26 protein-coding genes are annotated in these 24,728 nt (G+C 71.5%); 14 read left to right on the forward strand and 12 right to left on the reverse strand.

Annotation, left to right across the window (positions count from 1 at the left end; all coding sequences use genetic code 11):
- The first annotated feature begins 69 nt into the window (after nt 1–69).
- Nucleotides 70–426: an MmcQ/YjbR family DNA-binding protein gene (locus Pta02_RS23765; RefSeq protein ID WP_203877132.1), complete on the forward strand. Its 357-nt coding sequence runs from the start codon at nt 70–72 to the stop codon at nt 424–426.
- Between the two features lie 116 nt (nt 427–542).
- On the opposite strand, the gene Pta02_RS23770 is transcribed toward Pta02_RS23765, so the two are convergent.
- Together Pta02_RS23770 and Pta02_RS23775 are read right to left on the reverse strand one after the other, a co-directional pair.
- A complete protein-coding gene (locus Pta02_RS23770) occupies nt 543–896 on the reverse strand; it encodes a DUF3140 domain-containing protein (RefSeq protein ID WP_203877133.1) in 354 nt (117 codons plus the stop codon).
- A 181-nt stretch (nt 897–1,077) separates the two neighbouring features.
- Nucleotides 1,078–2,439: an erythromycin esterase family protein gene (locus tag Pta02_RS23775; RefSeq protein ID WP_203877134.1), complete on the reverse strand. Its 1,362-nt coding sequence runs from the start codon at nt 2,437–2,439 to the stop codon at nt 1,078–1,080.
- 223 nt (nt 2,440–2,662) lie between these two features.
- Between Pta02_RS23775 and Pta02_RS23780 the strand changes: the two genes are divergently transcribed.
- From Pta02_RS23780 to Pta02_RS23790, 3 genes are all read left to right on the forward strand, one after another.
- Nucleotides 2,663–4,369: a histidine kinase N-terminal 7TM domain-containing diguanylate cyclase gene (locus Pta02_RS23780; RefSeq protein ID WP_203877135.1), complete on the forward strand. Its 1,707-nt coding sequence runs from the start codon at nt 2,663–2,665 to the stop codon at nt 4,367–4,369.
- A 147-nt stretch (nt 4,370–4,516) separates the two neighbouring features.
- Nucleotides 4,517–5,347, forward strand: a complete 831-nt coding sequence (locus Pta02_RS23785; RefSeq protein ID WP_203877136.1) for an oxygenase MpaB family protein — start codon at nt 4,517–4,519, stop codon at nt 5,345–5,347.
- Nucleotides 5,348–5,361: 14 nt separating this feature from the next.
- Entirely contained in the window at nt 5,362–5,967 is a 606-nt protein-coding gene (locus tag Pta02_RS23790) for a TetR/AcrR family transcriptional regulator (RefSeq protein ID WP_203877137.1), read from the forward strand.
- Here Pta02_RS23790 and Pta02_RS23795 read toward each other — a convergent pair whose 3' ends face one another.
- The 4 genes from Pta02_RS23795 to Pta02_RS23810 form a co-directional block, all read right to left on the reverse strand.
- Complete coding sequence (locus tag Pta02_RS23795) at nt 5,968–7,074, reverse strand: YihY/virulence factor BrkB family protein (protein ID WP_203877138.1); 1,107 nt, start codon at nt 7,072–7,074, stop codon at nt 5,968–5,970.
- Nucleotides 7,075–7,142: 68 nt separating this feature from the next.
- A complete protein-coding gene (locus Pta02_RS23800) occupies nt 7,143–7,916 on the reverse strand; it encodes a DUF3618 domain-containing protein (protein ID WP_203877139.1) in 774 nt (257 codons plus the stop codon).
- On the reverse strand, nt 7,892–8,293 hold the full coding sequence (locus tag Pta02_RS23805; protein ID WP_203877140.1) for a phage holin family protein: 402 nt from the start codon (nt 8,291–8,293) through the stop codon (nt 7,892–7,894). The genes Pta02_RS23800 and Pta02_RS23805 overlap by 25 nt, the downstream gene beginning before the upstream one ends.
- Nucleotides 8,290–9,138, reverse strand: a complete 849-nt coding sequence (locus Pta02_RS23810) for a hypothetical protein (protein ID WP_203877141.1) — start codon at nt 9,136–9,138, stop codon at nt 8,290–8,292. The genes Pta02_RS23805 and Pta02_RS23810 overlap by 4 nt, the downstream gene beginning before the upstream one ends.
- 335 nt (nt 9,139–9,473) lie before the next feature.
- Here Pta02_RS23810 and Pta02_RS23815 point away from each other — a divergent pair, with 335 nt between their 5' ends.
- From Pta02_RS23815 to Pta02_RS23825, 3 genes are read left to right on the forward strand one after another with little or no spacing between them, the layout of a single operon-like run.
- Nucleotides 9,474–10,622, forward strand: coding sequence for a sugar ABC transporter substrate-binding protein (locus Pta02_RS23815; protein WP_239131183.1), 1,149 nt, complete (start codon nt 9,474–9,476; stop codon nt 10,620–10,622).
- A gap of 5 nt (nt 10,623–10,627) precedes the next feature.
- Entirely contained in the window at nt 10,628–11,428 is an 801-nt protein-coding gene (locus tag Pta02_RS23820; protein WP_203877142.1) for an ATP-binding cassette domain-containing protein, read from the forward strand.
- Nucleotides 11,421–12,749 carry a sugar ABC transporter permease gene (locus Pta02_RS23825; protein ID WP_203877143.1) on the forward strand — a complete coding sequence of 443 codons (1,329 nt, stop codon included), beginning with the start codon at nt 11,421–11,423 and terminating at the stop codon, nt 12,747–12,749. Before Pta02_RS23820 ends, Pta02_RS23825 begins: the two co-directional genes overlap by 8 nt.
- A 66-nt stretch (nt 12,750–12,815) precedes the next feature.
- Here the strand turns inward: Pta02_RS23825 and Pta02_RS23830 are convergent, their stop codons facing one another.
- Together Pta02_RS23830 and Pta02_RS23835 are read right to left on the reverse strand one after the other, a co-directional pair.
- Nucleotides 12,816–13,820 (reverse strand): anti-sigma factor RsbA family regulatory protein, encoded by a 1,005-nt coding sequence (locus tag Pta02_RS23830; protein ID WP_239131184.1) that lies wholly within the window; start codon nt 13,818–13,820, stop codon nt 12,816–12,818.
- Nucleotides 13,821–13,927: 107 nt separating this feature from the next.
- Complete coding sequence (locus Pta02_RS23835; protein ID WP_239131185.1) at nt 13,928–14,512, reverse strand: hypothetical protein; 585 nt, start codon at nt 14,510–14,512, stop codon at nt 13,928–13,930.
- 38 nt (nt 14,513–14,550) lie between these two features.
- On the opposite strand from Pta02_RS23835, the gene Pta02_RS23840 reads away from it, so the two are divergent.
- Complete coding sequence (locus Pta02_RS23840; RefSeq protein WP_203877144.1) at nt 14,551–15,525, forward strand: NAD-dependent epimerase/dehydratase family protein; 975 nt, start codon at nt 14,551–14,553, stop codon at nt 15,523–15,525.
- 119 nt (nt 15,526–15,644) lie between these two features.
- Complete coding sequence (locus Pta02_RS23845) at nt 15,645–16,016, forward strand: VOC family protein (protein ID WP_203877145.1); 372 nt, start codon at nt 15,645–15,647, stop codon at nt 16,014–16,016.
- Here the strand turns inward: Pta02_RS23845 and Pta02_RS23850 are convergent.
- Nucleotides 15,997–16,734, reverse strand: coding sequence for an aspartate/glutamate racemase family protein (locus Pta02_RS23850; protein WP_203877146.1), 738 nt, complete (start codon nt 16,732–16,734; stop codon nt 15,997–15,999). The two genes, Pta02_RS23845 and Pta02_RS23850, sit on opposite strands and share 20 nt — an antisense overlap.
- A 76-nt stretch (nt 16,735–16,810) precedes the next feature.
- Here Pta02_RS23850 and Pta02_RS23855 point away from each other — a divergent pair, with 76 nt between their 5' ends.
- From Pta02_RS23855 to Pta02_RS23875, 5 genes are all read left to right on the forward strand, one after another.
- Nucleotides 16,811–17,752 (forward strand): LysR family transcriptional regulator, encoded by a 942-nt coding sequence (locus Pta02_RS23855; protein WP_203877147.1) that lies wholly within the window; start codon nt 16,811–16,813, stop codon nt 17,750–17,752.
- Nucleotides 17,753–17,790: 38 nt separating this feature from the next.
- A complete protein-coding gene (locus Pta02_RS23860) occupies nt 17,791–18,333 on the forward strand; it encodes a DUF4262 domain-containing protein (protein WP_203877148.1) in 543 nt (180 codons plus the stop codon).
- On the forward strand, nt 18,330–19,220 hold the full coding sequence (locus Pta02_RS23865) for a hypothetical protein (protein ID WP_239131186.1): 891 nt from the start codon (nt 18,330–18,332) through the stop codon (nt 19,218–19,220). Before Pta02_RS23860 ends, Pta02_RS23865 begins: the two co-directional genes overlap by 4 nt.
- Before the next feature lie 99 nt (nt 19,221–19,319).
- A complete protein-coding gene (locus Pta02_RS23870; RefSeq protein WP_203877149.1) occupies nt 19,320–21,185 on the forward strand; it encodes a CASTOR/POLLUX-related putative ion channel in 1,866 nt (621 codons plus the stop codon).
- Nucleotides 21,186–21,527: 342 nt separating this feature from the next.
- Nucleotides 21,528–21,722, forward strand: coding sequence for a VOC family protein (locus Pta02_RS23875; protein ID WP_203877150.1), 195 nt, complete (start codon nt 21,528–21,530; stop codon nt 21,720–21,722).
- Here Pta02_RS23875 and Pta02_RS23880 read toward each other — a convergent pair.
- The 3 genes from Pta02_RS23880 to Pta02_RS23890 all read right to left on the reverse strand — a co-directional run bounded on the left by Pta02_RS23880 (nt 21,694) and on the right by Pta02_RS23890 (nt 24,641).
- A complete protein-coding gene (locus Pta02_RS23880; RefSeq protein ID WP_203877151.1) occupies nt 21,694–22,356 on the reverse strand; it encodes a TetR/AcrR family transcriptional regulator in 663 nt (220 codons plus the stop codon). The genes Pta02_RS23875 and Pta02_RS23880 overlap by 29 nt on opposite strands.
- Before the next feature lie 40 nt (nt 22,357–22,396).
- A complete protein-coding gene (locus tag Pta02_RS23885; protein WP_203877152.1) occupies nt 22,397–22,903 on the reverse strand; it encodes an SRPBCC domain-containing protein in 507 nt (168 codons plus the stop codon).
- 79 nt (nt 22,904–22,982) lie between these two features.
- On the reverse strand, nt 22,983–24,641 hold the full coding sequence (locus tag Pta02_RS23890; RefSeq protein WP_203877153.1) for an alpha-amylase family protein: 1,659 nt from the start codon (nt 24,639–24,641) through the stop codon (nt 22,983–22,985).
- Nucleotides 24,642–24,728 lie beyond the last annotated feature (87 nt).

A 24,728-nucleotide genomic window follows, 5' to 3' on the forward strand; every position in this document is an offset into this window, starting at 1 on the left:
CCGGACGATCCCGGCCCCGTCTTCCGCCCGGCGGTTCACGATCTCCTCGCCGCGACGTACCGTCGGGCCATGACCGATGATCCGCTGGAGTCGCTGCGGCGGCTCTGCCTGGCGTTGCCGGAGACCACCGAACGGCTCAGCCACGGTGAGCCGACCTGGTTCATCCGCGACAGGAAGACGTTCGTGACGTACGCCGACCATCATCATGACGACCGGCTCGCCTTCTGGTGCGCCGCCCCGCCCGGCGTGCAGGAGGCCCTCGTCGCCCAGGAGCCCGAGCGTTTCTTCCGCCCGCCGTACGTCGGTCACCGCGGCTGGCTGGGGGTCTATCTCGACGTCCCCCAGGACTGGGACGAGATCGCCGAGATCGTCACCGAGGCCTACCGGGTCGTCGCGCCCGCCCGCCTGGCCGCCCTCCTGCAGTAGGGCCCGCATGCAGTACCGCCCGCATGCGGTGAAGCCCTCATGCGGCAGAACCCCCATGACGTGAGCGGCCCGCCCGCGGTGAACGCGGGCGGGCGCTCCGCTCTCCCGTCCCGCGCTCAGTCCTCCGTCCTGGCCGGCCTGAGCGGGTCGTGGCCGACCGCCATCAGGGACCGCCGCCGCCGATCGTCCTGGGCGGCGGAGGCGGCGTGAGCCTCGGCGTCCTCGGCGATGCCGACGACGCGGCGCATCGTCTCCAGGTCATCCGAGGTGAGATCGACCTTGCGCTTGCCGAGGATCTTCAGAACCTCCTGGCCGAGCTCGGGCATCCAGCGGCCGGGGTTGTCGGGCGAGGCCTCCTCCCCCGAGCCTGCGGCCATGAGGAAGTCCCTCAGTTCTCCCGACGTCATGTTCACGAACTCGTGGAACTCCTGCCACAGCCGGTCGGCTTCCGGATCGGAACGGTCGGTCATGGTGTTTCCCCCTGTCACTGTCATATGAGAGGCCCGGTACGGCCGTGCTCCCGGCCGGCGGGAACGGGGGGACTCAGCCTCCCGTTCCCCTCACCGGGCGGGTGACGCGCCAGATGCGGACAAATGGCGGTATTTTTCCATCGCCCCGACGTCGGCGCCGTACCTCGCCCCCGTGCCCGCCTCACACCCCGGCCGGGTAGGTCTCCATCTCCTCCTCGCCCGACGGCTCGTCGTGCAGCGGGTGCACCGCCTCGGTGCGGTCCAGCCAGATGAACGCGTCGTAGCGGCGGCCGAGCACCGTCGGCACGTAGTTCCCCCACCGCTCGTGCTCCGGGCGGTAGACCACGCCGACGGCCCGGTGCCCCATCGGCCGGTCGTACCAGGCGGGCCGGTCGTCCCCGGCCCCGGGCACGACGAACAGCGCCCGCTCCAGCCCGGAGTCGTGCAGCACGGACTCCAGCGACGCGGCGCGCGCGGGCGGCACCTCCATGACCTCGGCCCGGCCGCCCCACCGGTCGGCCGCGACGACCGTGCCCCGGTGCGTGCCGAAGCCGACGAGCACCACGTCGTCCTCACCGTGGCGCTCACGGACGAGCTGACCGAGGTTGGTCATCCCGGCGGCGGCCATGTCGGTGGCGCGGGCGTCCCCGACGTGGGTGTTGTGGGCCCAGACGACCCCCCTGGCGCCGTCGCCGTAGAAGTCCGCCAGCCGGTCGAGGGTGTCGGCCATGTGGATGTCGCGGACGTTCCACGACTCCGGGCCTCCGCCGATCATGGCGCGGTAGTACTCTTCCGCCCCGGCCACCACCTCGGCGTTCTGCCGCGCGGCGAAACCCGTCTCGTCGTCGGGTGTCGCCCGGTCCACCGCCGCCAGCAGGCCGACGACCTCCTTCTCGCAGGACTCGGGTGTCAGGCGGGTCGTCATCCCGTACTGCTGCGGGTCGTGCCCGTAGGCCTCGAAGCAGTGCACCGCGCGCATCACGGTCTCCATCTGCTCGGGCAGATGCCGGGCGGCGTAGCCGCGTACGGCGTGCAGCGAGTCCCACAGGCTGTAGACGTCCAGGCCGTGGAAGCCGCAGCGCCGCCCGGCCGGCCGGTCCTCGTTCCACCGGCGCAGCCACCGGCAGAACTCCACGACCTCCTCGTTGGCCCACATGAAGGTGGGCCAGCGGGCGAAGGCGTACAGGGCGTCGCAGGGGTCCTCGGCCCCGGGGCGGGTGAGGGCGCGGTGCACCCGGTCGCAGTCGGGCCAGTCCCCCTCCACGCCGATGAACCGGAAGTCCATCTCCTCGATCAGGCGGCGGGTGAGCGCGGCCCGCCAGGAGTAGAAGTCGCGGGTGCCGTGGCTGGCCTCCCCTATCAGGACGTGGCGCGCGTTCCCGATGCGGGCCAGCAGCGGGTCGAGGTCCTCCGGCGCGGCCAGCGGCAGAGCCGACCCCCTGATCTCGCCCACCGACCGCCCGAGCTCGTCGGCCGAGCGCCTGATCTCATCTGTCGACCGCCTGTTCCCGCCGGTCGACCTGCTGATCTCCTCGGACGACATCTCCGCCCCCTGGGGACTCCCCGCGCCCCGGCCGCTCCGGGGCCGCTCACCGGCCCCTACCCCGGGGGTTTCCCCCCATTCCCGCACTGAACTGCCCAGATGCCGCCTGCCGTACGATACGGGCGATACAAATGATACGGACGGTGAATATCTCAGATCACAGGGTAACCGTCCGATGGGAGCGCAAAGAAACGGGCGCCGCCGTCAGCGAAAGGAGCAGAGGATGGGACTGCCGTTCCTCATTCTGCTGTTCACGCTGGCGACGGTCACGGCCACCGGGGTGGCCGTCGCGGCCTGGCGCCGGCGCGCCACACCCGCGCTCGGCATCGTCGCCCTCGTCGCCTCGGCGATCGCCATGTGGTCGGCGACGGAGGAGCTCACCGTCCTGAGCTTCGACGTCGGCGTCATCCGGCTGCTGACGGTCGTGAAGTACCTCGGCGTGTGCGGGTGCATGGCGGGCTTCCTCTGCCTGTCCAAGGCCGTGGTCGACCGTACCTGGCGGGTTCCGCGGCGGACCCTGCTGCTGCTGACGATCGAACCCGCTCTCGTCACGGCCGCGATCGTGACCAATCCCTGGCACTACCTGTTCTTCACCTCGGCGGAGCTGGCCGGCGCACCCGAGGTGCGGATACCCGACTTCGGGCCGCTGTTCTGGGTGCACGCCGGCTACAGCTATCTCCTGCTCGGCGTCGGCGTGACGCGGCTGGTCCGGGCGTGGGGGCGGGGCCCGCGTTTCCAGCGCCCGCTGTACGGCTTCGCCCTGCTGAGCCTGACCCCCTCGACCGTGTGCAACACGATCGGCCTGCTGGGCCTCGTACGCGCCGCCGACATCACGCCGATCGGCTTCTGCGCCACCACGACCATCACCTACCTGGTACTGGTCCGCCGCTCCCTGCTCGAACTCGTCCCGGTGGCGCGCGAACAGGTCTTCGACGTCATCGGCGACGCGGTGATGACGGTCGACCTCTCGCACCGCATCCTCGACCTCAACGCCGCGGCCGACCGCATGATCCGCCGGATGTCGTCCGGCCTGCCCTCCCGGCTCATCGGGTTCTCCTTCACCGAGCCGCTCGGCAGGCTGCCGCTCCCCGACCGCGGCGAGACGGACGTGACCATCGTCGCGAACGGCGGCATCGAGCTGAACCTGCGCATCAGCGCCCTGCACGACGACCGGGCCGGGCACGTCGGCTGGGCCATCGTCGCCCGTGACGTCACCGCGCTCCACCGGCAGCGCCGCGAGCTGGAGGCGGCCAACGCCCGCCTGGAGGAGCAGCGCAGCGAACTGGAGCGGGCCAACGGCTGCCTGGAGGAGCAGCGCAACGAGCTGGAGTCGGCCAACGCCCGCCTGCACGAGCAGCTGCGCACCATCGAGGTGCTCCGCGCCGACCTGGCCGAGCAGGCCGTACGGGACGCGCTGACCGGCCTGCACAACCGCCGTCACCTGATGGAGGTGCTCCAGCGGGAGGTGGCGCGGGCCGCGGCGGAGGGCTCTCCGCTCAGTGTGGCCCTCTTGGACGTCGACCACTTCAAGCAGGTCAACGACCGCCACGGCCACCGCGCGGGGGACGAGGTCCTGGTCCGCTTCGCGCGGCTGCTCACCGCACTGGCCGCCGCGGCCGGCGAGGGCACCGCGGTGGCGCGCCACGGCGGCGAGGAGTTCGTGATCGTGTTCCCCGGTGCCACCGGCGAGCAGGCCAGGGCCAGGGTGGACACGCTGCGCGAGCGGGTGGCGGGCGAGCCCGTCACCGTGGGCGGGCAGGAGTTGTACGTCACCTTCAGCGCCGGCGTCTCGGCCATCGTCACCGGCCAGAACCCCGACGACCTGCTGCACGCCGCCGACGAGGCCCTCTACGCCGCCAAGCACGGCGGCCGCAACCGGGTCGAGCTGGCCGCGGCACCGCAACCCGGAGCGCCCAGCGCCGCGGCGTGACGCCCGCGGCGGGGCCGGCCCGCCGTACGGCTGTCACGCGCGGCAGGCCGTACGGCGCAGCCGGCGGCGGGGCCGTACCCCGGAATCCAATTGGCACATCGCCAACAAGCTATTGGCGATGTGCCAATAACGTGTTTCACTGAAGTCATGGACGAGCCCCGAACGCTTCCCTTCCGACCCGGCGACCTGTCGTGGAAGATCATGCGTGAGCCGATCCTGGCCCTGGGGTCGGCGCCGACCCTGCTGTTGCAGGTGACCCACCCCCTGGTCGCCGCGGGTGTGCGCGACCACTCCAGCTTCCGTTCCGACCCGTTCCGCAGGCTCTGGCGTACGGCCGACATCATGCTGAAGCTGTCCTTCGGCACGCCGGAGGTCTCGGCCCGCCAGTCGACGATCCTGCGGCGCATGCACGAGCGCGTCGGCGGCACCAGCGACGAGGGCGTGCCGTACCACGCGCTGGACCCCGACCTGCTGACCTGGGTGTGGGCGACGCTCGTGCAGAACGGCGCCGACCTCTACGGCAGGATCTTCGGCGCGCTGTCGCCCGGCGAGCTCGAACGCTTCTACCGGGAGCAGAAACTCGTCGCCTACGCGTGCGGGGTGCCGGAGGGGCACTGCCCGGCGACCTACGCCGACTTCACGGCCTACTTCGACCGCGTGGTCGATGAGGAGCTGCGGCCGACGGACATGGCCGGGATCGTCATCGAGACCGGGCGGCAGCTGCGGGTACCGTGGCCGCTGGGGCCCGCCTCCCACCACCTCAACCTGCTCGTCGCGGGAGCGCTGCTTCCGGAGAAGTTGCGCCGTGAGCTCGGCATCCCCTGGAACGCCGCCAGGGCGAGGGCGTTCGCCGCCGTCATCGCCGCCAACCGGCTGGCGGCCCGGACCGTCCCCGTCCGCCTGCGGCAGTGGTCGACCGGCTATCTCGTCGCGCGCGAACGCCCGCTGAAACTGTTCACCGCCGCCGCGCGCCGGTGACCTAGGCTGGCGGCATGGCCTCTCCCCGCTACCGCCGGCTCGGCCGTGACGAGCGGCGGGAGCAGATCCTCGCCGTCGCCCGCCGGATGTTCACCGAGCTGCCCTACACCGAGGTCTCCACCACGGCGATCGCGCGGGAGGCGGGCGTGCAGCGCGGCCTCGTGCACTATTACTTCGGAGCCAAGAGGGAGCTGTTCCTCCAGGTCGTGCGCCATCTCACCGCGACCCTGGCGACCCAGCTGCCGCCGCTGCCGGAGGGCCTCCTCCTGGAGGAGATGGCCGACCTGTGCGTGGCGCACTTCCTGGACGCCGCCGACGCCAACGCCACGACCTGGTTCGCGGCGGTCGACGCCGAGGGCTTCGGTCAGGACCCCGAGCTGATGCGGATCGTCAACCGGACGCGCGACCTGACCGTCGAGCACCTGCTGAAGGCCCTGCGCGTCCCCGGGCCCACGGACACCCTGCGCGCCGTGCTGCGCGCCTACTCCGGGCTGGCCGAGGTCGCGACCCGCGAGTGGCTGCAGCACAAGGCCCTGAACCGCGCCCAGGCGCACACCCTGCTGGCCAGTTCGCTCCTGACCCTGGTCAGGGACATCGCCCCGGCCGTCGAGCGCTCCTGATCACCCGCGTCCCTCCGGACGGTCGCCACGCACCACCGGATGCTCCGGCAGCTCGTCCTCGTCCATCTTCCGGGTGTCGCGCGGCTCGACGTAGGGCTCCTGGTCCGGCGGGAGACCTTCCTCGATCGCGCGGGCGCGGGCGAGCTCGGCGTCGAGCTCCACTCCGAGCAGCACCGCGATGTTGGTGATCCACAGCCAGATCAGGAAGACGACGACACCCGCGAGGGCGGCGTAGGTCTTGCTGTAGGAGGCGAAGTTCGCCACGTAGAACCCGAACGCCAGGGAGGCGATGATCCATACCACGACGGCCAGCACGCTGCCCGGCGTGACCCACTTGAAGCCCGGATGCGAGACGTTGGGCGCCGCCCAGTACAGCAGGGCCAGCACCAGCATCACGGCGATGACCATGACCGGCCACTTGGCGATGCTCCAGACGGTCACCGCGGTGTCGCCGAGACCGATGAGATCTCCGGCCCTGTGGGCCAGGTCACCGGTGAACACCACCGCGACCGCTCCGGCCGCGGTCAGGATCACCAGGACGGTGGTGATGGCCAGCCGCAGCGGCAGGGTCTTCCAGATGGGCCGGCCTTCGGGCATCTCGTATACGACGTTGGCCACGCGCATGAACGCGGCCACGTATCCCGAGGCCGACCAGAGCGCGACGGCGATACCGATGATCGCGGCGATCCCGGCGCCCGGGCTCTGCAGCCCGTTGAGCACGGACTCGATGATGTCGCGGGCGGGCCCGGGGGCCAGCGTTCCCAGGTTGTCGATGAGCGTCTGGGTCGCCCCCTTGCTGAACAGGCCCAGCAGGGAGACCATCGCCAGCAGCGCCGGGAAGATCGACAGCACCGCGTAGTAGGTCAGGGCCGCCGCCCAGTCGGTGAGCTTGTCCTGCTGGAACTCCTTGGCCGTGCGCTTGAGGACGCCCCACCACGAGCGCTTGTGCAGCTCGGTGGGGCTGTCGGGAGAGTTCTCGCCCCGCGGCCCGCTCGCGCCGGCACGGGTCCTGCTCTCCGGGGTTCCGTTCTCCGTCCCACGCGCCCGGCCGTCGGAGCGGTTACGGACGTCGTGGCCGGATGACCGGTGGACGTCGTGATGGGTCATGGGTGCACCGCCTGTGAGTCGGAGCCGCCCGTGTCCCGCCGCGGCGGGACACGGGCGTGGTTCGCCGGCTAGGAGCCGAAGTGGGAACGGGTCTGGTCGGTCACCTGGTGAGCCTGTTCCCTGGCCTGCTCACCGGTGCTCCTGGCCGCGTCGGTGGCCGTCTCCTTGACGTTCTGGGCGGCGTCCTGGGCGGTGCCCTTGACGTTCTGGGCCGCCTCCTGGGCGGTGTCCTTCACGTTCTGGGCGGCCTCCTGGGCGATGCCCTTGGCCTCCTGGCCGAGATGCTGGGCCGAGTCCTGCAGCGCCTCCTTGACGGGCACGATGACGTCGCCCGCCTGGTCCTTGATCTGCTCGACGGCCCGCTGCTCGGCCTCGGTCCTGGGGATGAGGGTCGCGGCGAGCAGGCCGGCGCCGAAGGCGATCAGACCGGCCGCCATCGGGTTGCCCTGCGTGCTCCGCATGGCCTGCTCGGGCGCCTCCTTGACCGCCGTGGCGGCCTGCTGCGCGCCGTGCTTGACGGTCTCGGCCGCCTGCTGGGCACCGTGCTTGACGGTGTCGGCGGCGTCGGAGGCGGTGCCCCGCACAGTGTCGGCGGCACCCGCGGCGGTGTCGCGAACACTGTGGGCGGCCTGCCCGGCCTGCTGCCGCACCTGGTGGGCGGCGTGGACCGGGGTCCCCATCACGCGCTCTCGCACCGTGCGCATCTTCTGACGCACCCGGTCCTTACGGCGCTGCACGATCCGCGTCGGGCTGGTCCGTTCGGCGAGCCGGTCCACGTCGGCGGCCAGCTCGGCCCGGGTGGCGTTGATCTCAGCCCTTATTTCGTCAGGTCCCGCGCCCATTGCGCATCCTCCTTGAGCGTTTCGATGGTCTGTTCCGGCTTGGGCGACACCCGCTTCAGCTGGGCGCGTCCGGTCACGAACAGCGCCGCGCCGATCCCGGCCCACACGGCGGCGACGATGAGGGCCGCCCAGCCCAGGGGCATGACGGCCCCCAGCCCGAACATGACGGCCAGCGTCACCAGCAGCGCGACCATGTAGCCGGCGAACCCGGCGCCGCCGAGCATCCCGGCGGCCTTGCCGGCCTTGACGGCCTCCTGGCGGACCTCGGCCTTGGCCAGTTCCACCTCCTGGCGGAACAGCTTGGACAGGTCGTCCCCGATCTCACTGACCAGCTGCCCGAGAGAGGGCTGCTGGTCAGGCTGAGCCGGCATGCTCATCGCGGCTCACCACCCCAGCCCGTCGGCGGGGACGTGGGGGTCCCGGTCGGCCGCTCCTGCGGGTAGCCCGGCTGCGCGGACGGGACCGGCGGGGCCGGGTAGGTCGTCTGGACGGGCTGCTGCGGATAGCCGGTCTCGGCCGGCGGCACCGGGTAGCCCGTCTCGACCGCCGGAGCCGGGTAGCCCGTCTGCACGGAGCCGCCGGTGGACGGGGTCGTGTAGGCGGAGCCGTCCTGACCCGAGGGGCCCGAGGAGCCCGAGGAGCCCGAGGAATCCGTGACGGCCTTGGCGATCCGGCCGGCGAGGAAGCCCGCGGCCAGCGCCCCGGCCAGGAACACCCCCGGACGGCGCCGCGCGAAGTTCTGCAGGTCCTCCACGACGCCGGTGAGCCCGTACTGCTCCAAGTAGTCGGCCGCTCGCCGTCCTCCGTCGGCGACCTGCTGGACCACCCCGGACACCGGGGAGTCCGGCTTGGCGACCTCACCCATCGAGGCCAGGTCGTCGGCCCACTGGCGGATGCCCTGGGCCGCGCGCTGGCTCTGGTACTGCACCTGAGCCCCTGCGCGGTCCTTCAGCTGGCCCACGGCGCGCAGCGCCTGGTCCTTGGCCTCTCCGGCCACCACCCGCGTCTGCTCCTTGGCCGTCCCGGCCACGTCTCCCACAGCGTGCTTGGCCTGCTGGGCCGTCTCCCCCGCGGCCTGCTTGGCCTGCTGGGCCGTCTCCCCCACGGCGTGCTTGGCCTGCTGAGCGGTCCCGCCCACGGCCGACCCGGCCGGTTGGGCCGTTGTGTGCAGCTCCCCGCTCTGTCCCGGGTGCTCCCCCATCCCGGCTGGATACTCGTTCACCGATGCCTCCAACGGTTGTGCGTCTTCGGTCGAAAGCGCCGCTACCCCCGTCGGACCTGGGCATTCATAAATCATCCAAAACAGGCCCAACGATTTCCTTCCGTGGATGAACTTTCCGGCCGCGACCTCGGGTTGGAGTCCCCGAAGACATGGGCGGAGAAAACGGCGGGAGATCCGCCGGGCGGACACGGCTCATCGCCCGGCCAAGGAATCCCTCACCGGATCCCGCCGGGACCAAGTCCTGACCATGATCGGCCCCAGTCCGGCGTCCCGCTCCGGGCCCCGGGTACGCCTGCCTCCGATGGCATGGTTGGCCACGTATCGGGGGGTTCGTCATGAAGAAGTTCGTCGTGCAGAGGAAGGCATGGGCGACGGGTTGCGTCGCGCTCGCGGTGACGTTCGGGATGGCGGCGTGCGGGACCGCCGGGCAGTCGGGCGGGTCCGACAACGACGCCGCGACCGTGGCTCCCAGCAACACCCCGGGTGCGACGGGCGACGCCGCCGGCTTCAAGATCGGGCTGCTCCTGCCCGAGTCGAAGACCGCGCGGTACGAGAAGTTCGACCGCCCGTACATCACCGAGGAGATCGCGGCGCTGTGCCCCTCCTGCGAGGTCGTCTACAACAACGCCAACCAGGACCCGAACCAGCAGCAGCAGCAGGTCGACTCGATGCTCACCAACAACGTCAAGGTCCTCATCCTCGACGCGGTGGACGCCAAGGCGATCGCCTCGTCGGTGGCCAAGGCCAAGCAGCAGGGGGTCAAGGTGATCGCCTACGACCGCCTCGCCTCGGGCCCGGTCGACGGCTACATCTCCTTCGACAACATGCAGGTCGGCAAGATGCAGGGCCAGGCCCTGCTCGACGAGCTCAAGAAGGGCGGCGACCCCAAGCGCGGCCCGATCGTGATGATCAACGGCTCGCCCACCGACCCGAACGCGGGTGACTTCAAGAAGGGCGCCCACTCCGTCCTCGACGGTCAGGTGACCATCGGCAAGGAGTACGACACCCCGGACTGGAGTCCCGACCAGGCCAACACCCAGGCCGCGGGCGCGTTCACGGCGCTCGGCGCGGACAAGGTCATCGGGATCTACTCCGCCAACGACGGCATGGCCGGCGGCATCGCCCGCGCGATGCAGAACGCCGGAGTGGCCAAGGACACGCCGCTGACCGGCCAGGACGCCGAGATCGCCGGCATCCAGCGCATCCTGCTCGGCACCCAGACGATGACCATCTACAAGCCGATCAGGCCCGAGGCGAAGGCCGCCGCGCAGATGGCCTTCGACCTCGGCTCCGGCAAGACCGTGCAGGGCACCGGGACCGTGGACAACGGGAGCGGCTCGCCGATCCCCGCCCAGATCATGCAGCCGATCGTCGTGAACAAGGACAACATCAAGGACACCGTGGTCAAGGACGGCTTCTGGAAGGTCGAGGAGATCTGCACCGCCGACGTCCAGGCCGCCTGCCAGTCCGCCGGGCTCTCCTGACGGTCATGACGACCATCACGAGAACGCCCGTACTCGCGCTGGAGGGGATCAGCAAACGCTTCGGCGCCGTGCAGGCCCTGACGGAGGTCGACCTGGAGGTCCACGCGGGCGAGGTGGTCGCCCTGGTCGGGGACAACGGCGCCGGGAAGTCGACGCTCATCAAGGTGATCGCGGGCGTCGGGCCCCCCGACAGCGGCGAGATCCGCTGGGAGGGCAGCGCGGTCGCGATCCCCAGCCCGGGCGCGGCCCAGGCGCTGGGCATCGCGACCGTCTACCAGGACCTCGCGCTGTGCGACAACCTCGACGTCGTCGGCAACCTCTTCCTCGGCAGGGAGCTGGGGCACTTCGGGGTCCTGGACGAGGTGGCGATGGAGAAGCGCTCGCGCGACCTGCTGCACACCCTGTCCATCAGGATCCCCAGCGTCCGCATCCCGGTGGCCTCGCTCTCGGGCGGCCAGCGGCAGACCGTGGCGATCTCCCGGTCGCTGCTCGGCAAGCCCAAGATCGTGATGCTGGACGAGCCGACCGCCGCCCTCGGCGTGGAGCAGACCGCCCAGGTCCTCGACCTGGTGGAGCGGCTCCGCTCCCAGGGGCTCGGAGTGATCCTGATCAGCCACAACATGGTCGACGTCAAGGCGGTGGCCGACCGCGTCGCCGTCCTGCGGCTGGGCCGCAACAACGGCGTCTTCGACGCCAAGCGGACCACCCAGGAGGAGATCATCTCCGCGATCACCGGCGCCACCGACAACGCGGTCTCGCGCCGGCGCGCCCGCACCGACCAGCTGAAGGACGGCGCCGATGACTGACCCCACGGGTGAGGACCCGCTGGCCGGCCCGACACGTTCGGGGCGGCACGCCAAGACGGGGAGCTTCGACGATCCGGTGGCTCCGGCGGGCCCGGCCGCGCAGGCCCAGGTCGACCCGCGGCTGCTGGTCCGCGAGCAGGGACTGGCCGGATACCTCGGTGAGTTCAAGCGCCGGATGCGCAGCGGTGAGCTCGGCTCGCTGCCCGTCGTGGTCGGCCTGATCATCATCTGGGCGGTCTTCCAGAGCCTGAACAGCCAGTTCCTGTCGCCGCAGAACCTGTCGAACCTCAGCGTCGACATCGTGGCGACCGGCCTGATCTCGGTCGGCATCGTCTTCGTGCTGCTGCTCGGCGAGATCGACCTGTCGGCCGGCGCGCTCAGCGGGGCCGCCGCCGCGGTGCTGGCCGTCCTCCACGTCAACCAGGGCTGGAGCCCCCTGGCGGCGATGCTCGCCTCCGTCGCGGTCGCCACGCTGCTCGGCTTCGTCCACGGGGTGTTCTTCGCCAAGGTCGGCGTGCCGTCGTTCGTGGTCACCCTGGCCGGGATGCTGGCCTGGACGGGCCTGCAGCTGTGGGTGCTGGGCCCCAACGGGACCGTCAACCTTCCCTACGAGGGCCTGGTGGCCAGCCTGACCAGCACCTACTTCAACCAGGTCATCGCCGCCTACGGCCTGGCGGGCGTGGCGGTGGCCGGCTTCTGCGCGATCTCGTTCGCGGGGAACGCCCGCCGCCGGACCGCGGGGATCCCGACCCGCACGACGGGCGACATCATCCTGCGCACCGCGGTCCTGGCGGTCATGGCGTTCGGCGCGGCCTACGTCCTCAACCAGTACAAGGGCCTCCCGCTGGCCCTGCTGATCTTCCTGGTGGTCGTGGTCGTCGCCGACTTCATCCAGCGCCGCACCCGCTACGGCCGCAAGGTCTTCGCGGTCGGCGGCAACATCGAGGCGGCCAGGCGCGCGGGCATCAGCGTGGCCTGGGTCCGGATCTCGGTCTTCATGATCTCCGGTGCGATGGCCGCCGTGGGCGGCATCTTCGCCGCCTCCCGCATCGCCTCGGCCAGCCAGGCGACCGGTCAGAGCAACGTGCTGATGATGGCCATCGCCGCGGCCGTCATCGGCGGCACGAGCCTGTTCGGCGGCCGGGGCACGGCCTACTCGGCGCTGCTGGGCATGCTGGTCATCCAGTCGATCGCCTCCGGCATGGCGCTGCAGGGCGTGAGCAACTCGATCCAGTTCATGGTCACCGGTGCCGTCCTGCTCGCCGCCGTGGTCATCGACTCGGTCTCGCGGCGCAGCCAGAAGGCCGCCGGGCGCGCGTGAGCGCATCACCGGGCGGGCGGCCCGGCCGTCCGGTGGGGCGTCGTCCGGCGATCAGTCGTGCGGCGATCAGTGGTCCGGCGAGGCGTCGTCCGGCCGGGTCACGTCGAAGTAGACGCGGATGGTGGTGCCCTGCACGTCGGTGTGCGTGCGCACCAGGTCACCGAGGAGATGGGTGATGAGCAGCCCCCGGGAGCCGAGCGCCCGCAGGCCGACCGGGTGGCGCCCGGCCAGCGGGTCGGTGATGTGGCCCCCGTCGCTGACGGCGCAGACCACCCGGCCGTCCTCCGCCCAGATCCGCAGCGTTCCGGACCCTCCGCCGTGGTCGAGGCTGTTGGCGGCCAGCTCGTTGACGACCAGCCGCAGGTCCTCCAGGCGATCGCCGCGCAGCCCCATCCGGGTGGCGTGCTCGACGGCGAAGGCGCGGGCGCGCGCCAGCGGGTCGCTGCAGAAGCCGTCGCCGTAGCTCATCCGGGGGACGCCGGGCGGAGCCGACAGCGGCAGGTTGCACTCCTGCACGACCTGCTCGGGGGCGTAGGCGTCGCTGGCGCGGGAGCCGGAGGTGTCCACGAGGACCGGGTGGGTCCGCTCGGCGTCCTTGACCCTCTCGGGGTCCAGGCGCACCACGTCGTAGGGGCACAGGATCGTGACGTCCCGGCCGGAGAAGGCGAGGTTGATCAGCGCCTCGTGCTGCAGGCACGCGGGGTACTCCATCGGGGAGCGGCCCGGCCACACCGGCTCGCCGATGATGCGGACGCGGCCACCGGAATGCCGGTCGGCGAAGTCCCGCAGCACCGTGGAGATGATCCGCCCGGGGTTGCGCCCGGCCTCGTTCATGTCGAGCAGCTTCACCCCGGCGGCCTGCGCGCCCAGCCCCTCGCGGATCAGGCGCAGGTTCTCCCCCGGTACGGCGACGGCGACCGGCTCACCCGCGTTCAGCCCTTCCCGGATGAACGGCAGGGTGCCGGCCAGATAATCGTCGGCCTCCCGGTAGAAGAGCGCCGGATGCTCGAACGGTCCGGCCGGGGAGTCCCACGACGGAGGCGTCTCCCCCGAGTCTGGCTGGATCGTCACGCTGACCGTCCCACGATAGGTGTACCGATACTTCCAACGTACCCTCTGCCCCGTTTTCCGGCATCGGCATCCGCGGCATCCGCGGCGATGGCGTCCACGGCGTCCGTTCAGACGGCGGCGGAGGCCTCTCCGCCGAGGAGGCCGGTGATCCGCCGCACCGAGCCGTCCCACGGGCGCGCGGCCACGACGGGGACGCCCGCCTCCACCGCCCGCCCGGCGAGCCAGTCCCCGTAGCGGGCGCTCACCTCGGCGCGCTTGCGCTGCTCCCCCGCGCCCGGCTCGCGGCGGAGGTAGTTCTCCACCAGTTGCCCGGGGTCGGGCTCGTGCAGGACGATGCCGGCCACGCCCTCCCGCACGGCGAGGTGGGGCAGGAGGTAGTCGCCCTCGACGATCACCGGGGTGTCGGTCTCCAGGTGGTTGGACACGACCGCGTCCACCGCCGGGACGAGGGCCCGGGCGGTGGCGATCTGCAGCTCGACGATGTCGTCCACCGGCAGGCCGGCGGCCTCGGGGTGCGTACGCCAGTGGTGCAGCAGCGGCTGCTGCCCGGGTGTGGTCATCGCCAGGAGCGCCTCGACGATGTCGTCCACCTCGACGAGGGGGATCCCGTAGTGCCGTGCCAGCGGATAGCCGACCCGGCTCTTGCCCGTTCCCGACGCGCCCGCGAGCAGGAGGACCTTCCAGCTGGTCACGGGCACGAACTTATCCCATATGCGGAAAGATGACTGATATGCGAATCCTGATTATCGGCGGCACCCGGTTCGTGGGCCGGCACATCACCGAGGCCGCCCTCGCGGCCGGTCACGAGGTGTCCCTCCTGCACCGCGGGCAGACGGGGCCGGGCCTGTTCCCCGAGGCCGAGCACCTGATCACCGACCGCAACGGCGGCCTGCCGGTCCTGCGGGGCCGGGAGTGGGACGTGACGATCGACGTCAGCGCCTACCTGCCCGCCCAGATCGAGTCCCTCGCCGAGGCCGTCTCGACCGGCCGCTACGTCTTCGTCTCCACCACGGCCGTCTACGACGCCCCCGGCAAGAAGGAGGACTTCACCGAGGACGCGCCGCTGGCCGGGCTCGACGGCCCCGTCCCCGACACGGTGACCGGCGCGACGTACGGCCCGCTGAAGGTCCTGTGCGAGCGGACCGCGGTCGAGCGGTTCGGCCCCGGGACGCTGGTCGTGCGGCCGACCTACGTGATCGGCCCCCACGACTACACCGGCCGTTTCACCTACTGGGTCAACCGCATCGCCCGCGGCGGCGAGGTCCTGGCCCCCGGCGACCCGTCGGCCCCGATCCAGGTGATCGACGGGCGCGACATGGCCGCCTGGATCATCGCGATGATCGAGAAGGGCGACGGCGGGACCTTCCACGCCGTCAGCCCGCGCCCGCCGTTCGGCTTCGCCGACATGCTGGAGGCGATCCTCGCCGAGGTCGGCCCGCCCGGGACCACACTGACCTGGGTCACCGGGGACTTCCTGCGCGCCGAGGGCCAGGACGGGCGCACGCTCCCGCTGTGGGGCGAGGACGACGACAGCACCACCATCAACACCGCCGACCCCTCCGCGGCCTACGACGCGGGACTGGAGCCCCGGCCGCTCGCCCGGTCGGTCCGCGAGATCCGCGAGGCGGAGGCGGACTTCTCCGTCGCGACCACGATCACGCCCGAGCGGGAGGCCGAGATCCTGGCCGCCTGGCACGCCCGCTGACCCGGCTCCCGCCGACCCGGCCGCCCGGCACGCCCGCCGACCCGGCCGTCCGGCTTCCACCGGCCCGGCCGCCCGGCTCCCGATCCGCCCCGCCGGCCGGGTTCTGCCAGAATCGGATCATGCTGAACATCCGGACGGTCGTGCTCGGCGTCGGCGACATGCGGCGGGCGACGGAGTTCTGGACCCGGGCGCTGGGCTACGTCCCGCGGCAGGAGGACTCGCGCGACGGCTGGGCCGTGCTCGTGCCGGCCGGCGGCGGTCCCGGGATCCAGCTGGCGCTCGGGCTCAGCCGTTCACCCGTCCAGGAGCACCCGCGCGTGCACATCGACCTCTACGCCCGCGACGCCGCCGACCAGGCCGCCGAGGTCGAGCGGCTGGTCTCCCTCGGCGCCGAGCGGGTCGAGTGGGACCTCTACCCGGACGACCCCGACTTCGTCGTCCTGGCCGACCCCGACGGCAACCGCTTCTGCGTCATCGACCCGACTCACTGAGCCGGCGTCCGCCGGGCTCCGGCGCGCCGGCCAGGGCCAGGTCCACGGCGCGCTCGACGTGGATGCGGGTGGAGTCGAACACCGGGACCGGGCTGTCGGCCGGGCCGACCAGCAGGGTGATCTCCGTGCAGCCGAGGATCACCCCCTGGGCGCCGCGCGCGGCCAGGTCTCCGATGATCCGCCGATAGGCCTGGCGGGAGGCCTCCTCGACCCGGTTGCGGGTCAGTTCCTGATAGATGACGTCGTGCACCAGCGTGCGGCCGGGCCCGTCGGGGACCAGGAGCTCGATCCCGTGCCCGCGCATGCGGTCGCGGTAGAAGTCCGTCTCCATGGTGAAGCGGGTGCCGAGCAGCCCCACGGCGGTGAGCCCGGCCGCGGCGATCCGCTCCGCCGTGGCGTCGACGATGTGCAGGAACGGCACCTCGATCGCGGCCTCGATCTCTGCGGCGACCCGGTGCATGGTGTTGGTGCACAGCAGGACCATCTCCGCCCCGCCGCGCTGGAGCGTGCCCGCCGCCCCGGCCAGCAGCCGCCCGGCCGCCTCCCACTCCCCGGCCCGCTGCATGGCCTCGATCTCGGCGAAGTCGACGGTCAGCATGAGGCTCCGGGCGCAGTGGTGCCCGCCCAGGCGGCGGCGCACCTCCTCGTTGAGGAGGCGGTAGTACTCCGCCGAGGACTCCCAGCTCATCCCGCCGATCAATCCGATTGTTCGCGTCATGGGGAGATCGTGACGCGTCCACCACCTCTTAGGTAGACCTGTGTTGATTGGGTGAGACCCAAGAAATACTTATGGCATGGCACACGGCATGGACCCCCACCGGCTGCTGGTCTTCCGGGAGATCGCCCACGCCGGCTCGATCGCGGGCGCGGCCCGCGCCCTCGGCTGGACCCAGCCCGCGGTCAGCCAGCACCTGCGCCTGCTGGAGCGGCGCGCCGGGACGGCCCTGGTGCTGCGCCGCCCGCGCGGCGTCCAGCTCACCGAGGCGGGCCGGATCCTGCTGGACCACGCAGAGGCCGTCGCCACCCGCCTGAGCGCCGCCGCCGACGACCTGGACGCCCTGACCCATCTGCGCGAGGGCACCGTACGGCTGGCCGCCTTCCCCTCGGCCAGCGCCACGATCGTCCCGGCCGCCATGAGCCTGCTCGGCGAGCGGCATCCCGGGGTGGACGTACGGTTGCGCGAGGCCGAGCCGCCCGAGGCCGTGGGCCTGCTGGCCGCCGGGGAGGCCGACCTGGCCGTGACGTTCGCCCACGGCGGGCGGGAACCGCAGGAGCCTCCCGGCCGCGAGGAGCATCCGGGCCTGGTGCGCACGCCGGTGGGCGAGGACCCGGTCCTGCTGGTCCTGCCGCGCTCCCACCCGCAGGCCGGGCCCGCCGACCGGCCGGTGGACCTGCGGTCGCTGGCCGCGGAGCGGTGGATAGCCGGCTGTGAGCGGTGCACCGCGAGCCTGCGCCAGGCCTGCCGGAACGCCGGGTTCGTCCCCGACGTGCGCCACGGCACCGACGACTACGTGGTCACCCAGGCGCTGATCGCGCGGGGCCTGGGCATCGGGCTGCTGCCCCGCCTCGCCCTCGACGCCTTCACCGCCCCCGGCGTCGCCGTCCGCACGGTGCCCGGCCTGCCTCCCCGGACCCTGTTCCTGGTCCATCCCCGCGAGGCCGACCGGATCCCCGCGGTCCGCGCCGCCGTACAGGCCCTCCGAGACACTCTCGTCTCCGCCCCTGACGCCTCATGACGGACATGAGGGGACGAATGTCCCAGTACTCTCAGGGCATGTCCGACCAGCCTGTCTGCCACTGCCTCCTGTGCGAGGAGCACGACGTGGAGCCCGACGACCTCGACCTGCGCACGATACGCGGGAACGTCCTGGAGCACGGGCGGGCGGTCGTGGTCATCCCGCAGGACGAGGACGGGCCGGGCTGGGCGTTCACCGTCGGGCTGTGGCACACCCTCAGGTCGCCGGAGATCGCCGTGTTCGGGCTGCGCACCGAGGTGATGCACGCCTGCCTCAACACGCTGGCGGACGAGATCGCGGCCGGCCGTACGGTCGCCGCCGGGCAGGAGCGCCGCGACGTCATCAGGGACTACCCGGTCGCGGTCAGGGACGTGCACGCGAGCTGGTACCGGTCGCTGTTCGGCACGGCGCTGCACTTCTACCGGCGGCCGCCCCTGCCCTTCACGGAGATCGTGTGGCCCGACGCCCGGGGGCGCTTCCCCTGGGAGCGGGAGGCGGTCCCCGGCCTCGCCGAGCGCCAGCCCGCCCTGTGGATCCCCAAGGACGACCACGCCCCCGGCTACTGGTCGAAGCTGCCGTGAGCCTCCAGGAGGAACTGGTCCGGCCGCGGGCGGCCGCGCCCGGCGCCGACGACGACCGGGGCAGCGCCATCGACCTGCTCCAGCGGATCGGCTCGGTGATCCTGCCGGTGGGCGTGGCCCTGTACGCCCTGCTCTATCTCGGCATCCAGCAGGTCTACGGCGTCTTCAACCTCACGCCCGAGCAGGCGGGCATCGACCAGGCCACCATGTTCGGCCGCCTGGTCGGGGCGCTGATCCTGCTCGTCATCGGCGGTGCGCTGGTGCTGGGCGTGCTGGTGGCGCTCTGGTGGCTGCTGGACAAGGCCAGCCTCGGCCGGATGTCCGCGCTGGCCCGTGCCGTACGGCGCAGGCCCTGGGTGGCGGCCGTCCTCGGCGCGCTGTGGTGCGGCGGGAGCTACTGGGGCTTCCTCGGCTATCTCGGCCTGGGCGAGGGTGTGGGGTCGGCCACGGTCGTGGTCGTCTCGGCCGTGATCGGGGCCGCCGCCTTCCTGGTGCCGTTCCGGCTGCTCCGCTCGCGCCCGGTGGGCCGGGCCGGGATGCGGATCGTGGTCGCCATGTTCACCGGCATCGGCCTCGGCTTCGCGCTCATCGGGCAGATGGAGGCGGACGCGGCGGAGCTGGCCGCCACGGGCCGGGGCAGCGTCGTGCTCAGCATGGTCGGCTTCCAGGACCAGTGGGTGACCGTCGCCGACACCGCCGGAAAGCCCCGGCGCGGGGGCGTGCCCGTGCTCCTGCTCGGCGAGCGCGAGGGGGCCTACTCCTTCTACGACTGCCTCCGGCGGGAGACCTTCCGCCTGCCGGTGGGCTCGACCTCGCTGTCCCACTTCGAGCTCGAACCCGACCGCCCCGAGGGCTTCACCTGCGAGGCGCTCGAAGCCACCCCCTGATCCCCTCATAACCGGCATCCCCGGATGTGCGAACACCTGAGCGACATGTACTTTTTGTGCGATCGTTGAGCGGGATTTACCGAACGGGGAGGTACACCGGTGTCGAGGCCGACACGCCAGGAACGGCTGCGCTACTGGTTCGACAACACCATGTCCCGGGGCACCGTGGCGTTGATCGGATGGCTCGCGGCGATCTCGGTGGGGCTCATCGCCCTGGTGGCGGCGCTGGTGCTGTGGCTGACGCCCGACGACGCCGCCGGGAACCACGGCGTGGCCGGCGTGTTGTGGATGACGCTGATGCGCACCCTCAGCCCGGGCAAGGTCGCCAGCGACAGCGGGAGCGCGCCGTTCATCGCGCTGATGTTCGTGGCGTCGCTGGGCGGGCTGTTCATCGTCAGCGCCCTGGTCGGCGTCCTGGCCAACGGCCTCAAGGACAAGTTCGAGCAGCTCCGCAAGGGCCGGTCACGGGTCATCGAGAACCGGCACACCGTGATCCTCGGCTGGTCCGACCAGGTCTTCACGATCGTCAAGGAGCTGGTGCAGGCGCACGCCAGCCAGCGCGGGTCGGTCATCGCGATCCTCGCCGACATGGACAAGATCGCCATGGAGGACGCGCTGCGGACCCACGTCGGCGGCACGGGGCGCACGAAGGTGGTCTGCCGGACCGGCCGGCCCGTCGAACCGGCCGACCTCGACCTGATGAACCTCGACTCCGCCCGATCGGTCGTGGTCCTGTCCCCGCAGGGCGACGACCCCGACGCGCACGTCATCAAGACGCTGCTGGCCCTGGACAAGCGCGACGGGGACCACCCGCCGGTGGTGGCGGCGATCGCGAGCACGGCCAACATGGCCGCCGCCCGGCTGGCCGGAGGTCCCCACGTGCACCTGGTCGACTCCGACGACACCGCCTCCCGGCTCATCGTGCAGTCGTCGCGCCAGTCGGGCACCTCGGTGGTCTGCATGGACCTGCTGGACTTCTCCGGCGGCGAGATCTACCTGCGCGCCGATCCGGACCTGGCGGGCCTGACATACGGCCAGGCGCTGCCCGCCTACCAGTCCGCCACGGTCGTCGGCCTGCGCCGCCGCGGCCGCGTCATGCTGAACCCGCCGACGGACACGGCGATCGAGGCCGGGGACGAGATCATCATGATCGCCCAGGACGACTCGATGATCCACCTGGCCGAGGGCATGCCGAAGGCCCAGGAGGACGCGATCGTCTCGGCCGAACCGGTCCCGCAGGGCCCGGTGCGGACCCTGGTGCTCAACTGGAACGGGCGGGGCCACCACATCATCCGCTGCCTCGACGGCTACGCCGCCCCCGGCTCCGTCCTGGACATCGCCTCCGACCACCCCGACGCCGCGGCCGGCTTCGACGACCTGGTCAACCTGCGGGTCAACGTCAAGGAGTGCGACACCGCCGACCGCTACGCGCTGGAGGCCCTGGGCCTGGGGGTCTACCAGCACGTGATCGTGCTGTCCGACGACCGCTACAGCCCCGCGCACGCCGACACCCGGACCCTGATGACGCTGCTCCAGCTCCGCGACATCCAGACCACGCTGGGCGAGCGCTACTCGATCGTCAGCGAGATGCACGACGAGAACAACCGCTCCCTGGCCGAGGTCACCCGGGCCGACGACATCGTGATCAGCGACACGGTCATCGGCCTGCTGCTGGCCCAGCTCACCGAGAACCGGCACCTGGCCGACGTCTTCGGCTACCTCTTCGACTCCAAGGGCTCGGAGATCTATCCGCGGCCCGCGGGCGAGTACGTCCGCGCGGGGGTGCCGATCAGCTTCGCCACGGTGATCGAGGCGGCCCGCCGCCGCGGCGAGACCGCCATCGGCTACCGCCTGGCCGACCGGATCAACGAGGCGCCCCACTTCGGGGTGGTCCTCAACCCCGACAAGTCCCGTCTGTTCCGCCTCGGCCCCGGCGACTCCGTGATCGTGCTGGCCGAGCACTGACGAACCCGCCCGCCGGACGGGCGGCGGGCGGGATACGGGCGGACCCGGTCAGGCAGTGATCATGTAGGCGAGGCCCAGAAGCACGGCGACGGGGATCAGCCACACCACGGCCTCGATCGCGAACTCCTTGTACATGGTGAACTTCTCTCCCTCTAGAGCGTGCTATGTCGACATATATGTCGACCCGTAGCATAAGGGGTTGAGGGAAAGCCGAAATCCTCATGGCGGTCCGCGCGTCCGCGGAACACCGGCGGCTCCCGCGGCGCCGTGATCCTGATAGTGATCCCAGTAGTGATCCGAGCAGCGATCCCAGCAGCCGCCGCACCTCCCCGAGGAGCCGTCATGACCGTCCGAGAACTGCGCCTGATCGTCACCGCCGCCGACTACGAGCAAGCCCTGCGTTTCTACCGTGACACGCTCGGCCTGCCCGAGCGCGCCGCCTGCGCCTCACCCGACGGCCGGGTGACGATCCCGGAGGCCGGGCGGGCCACCCTGCAGCTCACCCTCTTCACCGAGCCGGGTCCCGGCGAGGACTGAGCCGGGCCGCGAAGGCGCGGGCGCCCTCCTCCCAGGTCAGGTCGAGATCGGAGCCCTCCGGATAGCGGCCGTCGAGCTCCAGGATCACCATGCCGTGGGCGAAGGACCACAGGGCCTGGGCGAGGTACGGCTCGCCGGCGGCCAGGAAGAACGGCGTGCCCGACCACTCCTCCAGGCCGGGGGCCAGCCGCTCGCGGGGCAGCCTCCCCGCGGTCGTCAGGCGGTAGAGGTTGGGGCGGGCGAGCGCGGCGGCCCGGTAGGCCCGCAGCAGGGCCCCGATCACTCCCGTGCCGTCCGCACCGGCCTCGCCGGACCGGCCGTCCGTGCCTGTGCCGTCCGTGCCTGTGCCGTCTGTGCCTGTGCCGTCCGCTCCGGCGTCGTTCGCGGCGGCGTGTCCGAGGGCCGCGTACAGAGCGGCGCCCACCTCGGCGAGCCCCTGTTCGATGAGGGCGGCCTCGACGGCGGCCTTGTCGGGGAAGTGCTTGTAGAGCGAGGGCGCCCGCATGTCGAGCCGGTCGGCCAGGGCCCGCATGGTGAGCGCGTCACGGCCCTCCTCCTCCAGCAGCGCCCGCGCGGCGGAGACGATCTGCGCTGCGCGCAGGGTCAGACGGCTCGGCTTGGGATGGTCGTTCATCGGGGCATCTTCTCAGCGTGGACCTTCGGCACCGCACCCGTCAGGCCGTCTTCTCGGCGCGGGCCTTCAGCGCCGTGTTCATCGCGGCGAAGTTGCCGGCCACGTCCAGGAGCTTTCCGGCGAACGGGACGAGCGCGCCGGTGAAGGTCTCGCCCTGGACCAGCCGGCTCCGGCCGCCGCCGAGATCCTCGATCAGGAAGTAGTGCTCGCCGTCCACGATGCCCGGCATCACGAACCGGCCGATCCAGCGCAACTCCCGCCCGGGGGCGGCCGCCAGGACCGTCGGGGAGAAGGTCATGACCTTCCCGTCATTGGAGAGCTCGTTGGTGAGCCGCGCGCCCACCCGCGCCTCGCCCCGGGCGCTCACGATGAACGGGTTCCACTCCGGATAGGCGGCGAAGTCGGTCAGCACCCGCCACACCTTCTCGGGAGAGGCGTCGATCTCGGCCTCGGTGCGGATGCGGTGCGGCCTGATCAGGGTCCAGAGGTACACCAGGGCGGGCACGACGAGCAGGACGGCGAGGGGGCTGACGATCCAGGCGAACATGTTTCCTCCACGGCTAACGCTGTTAGCCACAAAGATAGGCTAACAGCGTTAGCTGCGCAAGCGGCCCGCGCGGGGAAGCTCAGGAGCTCTTGGCCGAGGCGTCCTCCGGAAGCTCGTCGGGCACGGCGACCCGGAACCAGCGGCAGCCGTACGGACCCAGCGTGAAACGCACCCGCCCGTCGTCGGAGACCTTCGACGTCCCGTCCACCAGCAGGTCGACCAGGATGTGCGAATCGTCGACCCCCTTCAGGGTGAGCTCCACCTCCGCGTCCCGGTCGGCGAAGTTGTGGACGGCGACCACGGTGCCGCCCTCGGCGTCGGTCCGGTGGGCCAGCACGGCCTCGTCGCCCGGGTCCAGCACCTCGTACTCGCCCCAGGCGAGCTCGGGGGACTCCCGGTAGCGCTCGATCAGCATGGTCACCCACCGCAGCAGCGAGTCGGGGTCGCGGCGCTGGGTCTCCATGTTGACGTTCTCCGGGCCGAACCGCCCGGACGGCGAGGGGACGGAGACCTTCGGATCGGGCGAGAAACCACCGCTCGGCCCCCACTGCATGGGGACGCGCACCGCCATCCGGCCCTCGGCGTCGAGGTTCTCGCCCAGGCCGAGTTCCTCGCCGTAGAAGAGCACCGGCGTGCCCGGCAGGGAGAACATCACGCTGTAGGCCAGCTTGAGCCGTCGCAGGTCGCCGTCGAGCATCGGCGGGAGCCTGCGGCGCAGGCCGCGCCCGAACACCTGCATGTCCTTCTCCGGGCCGAAGGCGTCGAAGACCTCCTGGCGTTCGGCGTCGGTGAGCTTGTCGAGGGTCAGCTCGTCGTGGTTGCGGACGAATATCGCCCACTGGGCGTCGTCGGGCGCCTTGGGGCGCTCGCGCAGCGCCTCGGCCAGGGCCCCGGGGTTGCGGCGGGCCATCGACAGGTGGAAACGCTGCATGGCGATGAAGTCGAAGCACATGGTGACCTCGTCGCCGTTGCCGTCGCCGAAGTACTCCATCAGCTCCGGGTAGGGCAGGTTGACCTCGCCCAGCAGGATCGAGGTGCCGTCCCGGCGGTTCATGAACGCCCGCAGGTCGGCCAGGAACTCGTGCGGGCCGCCGTCGATGCCCTCGATCAGGAACGGCACCGCGTCGACCCGGAAGCCCGACAGGCCCAGCTCCATCCAGAACCCGAGGATGCGGACGATCTCGTCGCGGACCTCGGGGTTGGCGGTGTTCAGATCCGGCTGGAACCGGTAGAAGCTGTGGTAGTAGTACTGCCCGGTCCCCTCGTCCAGCTCCCACAGGCTGTCCTCCTTGTCCGGGAAGACGATCGCCTCGGGGTCGAAGGGCTGCGGTTCGTCCCGCCAGATGTACCAGTCGCGCTTGGGCGAGTCGCGGCTGGAGCGGGCCTCCTCGAACCAGGGGTGCTCGTCGGAGGTGTGGTTGACCACCAGGTCGGCGATGACCCGGATGCCGCGGTCCCTGGCGGTCCTCATGAACTCCACGAAGTCGCCCAGCGTGCCCAGGCGGGGGTCCACGGAGTAGAAGTCGGTGATGTCGTAGCCGTCGTCGCGGTCGGGGGTGGGGAAGAACGGCATCAGCCAGATGCAGGTCACCCCGAGCCGGTCGAGATAGTCGACCTGCTGGGTCAGACCCCGGAAGTCGCCGATGCCGTCGCCGTTGCCGTCCTTGTAGGTCTCGACGTCGAGGCAGTAGACCACTGCGTTCTTCCACCACAGATCCGCGGTGTAGGTCAGTCGCATGCGCCCGCACTACCCCCTGACGGGCCGTTTATGAGGACGGTCGGCGGGGAAAGCCGTGCCGCCCGCCGTTCTCCCTGCGTGGAGCAC

It is taken from the genome of Paraplanobispora takensis, assembly GCF_016863195.1.
Classification (GTDB): domain Bacteria; phylum Actinomycetota; class Actinomycetes; order Streptosporangiales; family Streptosporangiaceae; genus Planobispora; species Planobispora takensis.

Bases quoted from the DNA above. Each gene is read 5' to 3' on its own strand.
- Pta02_RS23765 (WP_203877132.1), top strand. From the start codon at position 70: ATGACCGATGATCCGCTGGAGTCGCTGCGGCGGCTCTGCCTGGCGTTG.
- Pta02_RS23770 (WP_203877133.1), bottom strand. From the start codon at position 896: ATGACCGACCGTTCCGATCCGGAAGCCGACCGGCTGTGGCAGGAGTTC.
- Pta02_RS23775 (WP_203877134.1), bottom strand. From the start codon at position 2,439: ATGTCGTCCGAGGAGATCAGCAGGTCGACCGGCGGGAACAGGCGGTCG.
- Pta02_RS23780 (WP_203877135.1), top strand. From the start codon at position 2,663: ATGGGACTGCCGTTCCTCATTCTGCTGTTCACGCTGGCGACGGTCACG.
- Pta02_RS23785 (WP_203877136.1), top strand. From the start codon at position 4,517: ATGGACGAGCCCCGAACGCTTCCCTTCCGACCCGGCGACCTGTCGTGG.
- Pta02_RS23790 (WP_203877137.1), top strand. From the start codon at position 5,362: ATGGCCTCTCCCCGCTACCGCCGGCTCGGCCGTGACGAGCGGCGGGAG.
- Pta02_RS23795 (WP_203877138.1), bottom strand. From the start codon at position 7,074: ATGACCCATCACGACGTCCACCGGTCATCCGGCCACGACGTCCGTAAC.
- Pta02_RS23800 (WP_203877139.1), bottom strand. From the start codon at position 7,916: ATGGGCGCGGGACCTGACGAAATAAGGGCTGAGATCAACGCCACCCGG.
- Pta02_RS23805 (WP_203877140.1), bottom strand. From the start codon at position 8,293: ATGAGCATGCCGGCTCAGCCTGACCAGCAGCCCTCTCTCGGGCAGCTG.
- Pta02_RS23815 (WP_239131183.1), top strand. From the start codon at position 9,474: ATGAAGAAGTTCGTCGTGCAGAGGAAGGCATGGGCGACGGGTTGCGTC.
- Pta02_RS23820 (WP_203877142.1), top strand. From the start codon at position 10,628: ATGACGACCATCACGAGAACGCCCGTACTCGCGCTGGAGGGGATCAGC.
- Pta02_RS23825 (WP_203877143.1), top strand. From the start codon at position 11,421: ATGACTGACCCCACGGGTGAGGACCCGCTGGCCGGCCCGACACGTTCG.
- Pta02_RS23840 (WP_203877144.1), top strand. From the start codon at position 14,551: ATGCGAATCCTGATTATCGGCGGCACCCGGTTCGTGGGCCGGCACATC.
- Pta02_RS23845 (WP_203877145.1), top strand. From the start codon at position 15,645: ATGCTGAACATCCGGACGGTCGTGCTCGGCGTCGGCGACATGCGGCGG.
- Pta02_RS23850 (WP_203877146.1), bottom strand. From the start codon at position 16,734: ATGACGCGAACAATCGGATTGATCGGCGGGATGAGCTGGGAGTCCTCG.
- Pta02_RS23855 (WP_203877147.1), top strand. From the start codon at position 16,811: ATGGCACACGGCATGGACCCCCACCGGCTGCTGGTCTTCCGGGAGATC.
- Pta02_RS23860 (WP_203877148.1), top strand. From the start codon at position 17,791: ATGTCCGACCAGCCTGTCTGCCACTGCCTCCTGTGCGAGGAGCACGAC.
- Pta02_RS23875 (WP_203877150.1), top strand. From the start codon at position 21,528: ATGACCGTCCGAGAACTGCGCCTGATCGTCACCGCCGCCGACTACGAG.
- Pta02_RS23880 (WP_203877151.1), bottom strand. From the start codon at position 22,356: ATGAACGACCATCCCAAGCCGAGCCGTCTGACCCTGCGCGCAGCGCAG.
- Pta02_RS23885 (WP_203877152.1), bottom strand. From the start codon at position 22,903: ATGTTCGCCTGGATCGTCAGCCCCCTCGCCGTCCTGCTCGTCGTGCCC.
- Pta02_RS23890 (WP_203877153.1), bottom strand. From the start codon at position 24,641: ATGCGACTGACCTACACCGCGGATCTGTGGTGGAAGAACGCAGTGGTC.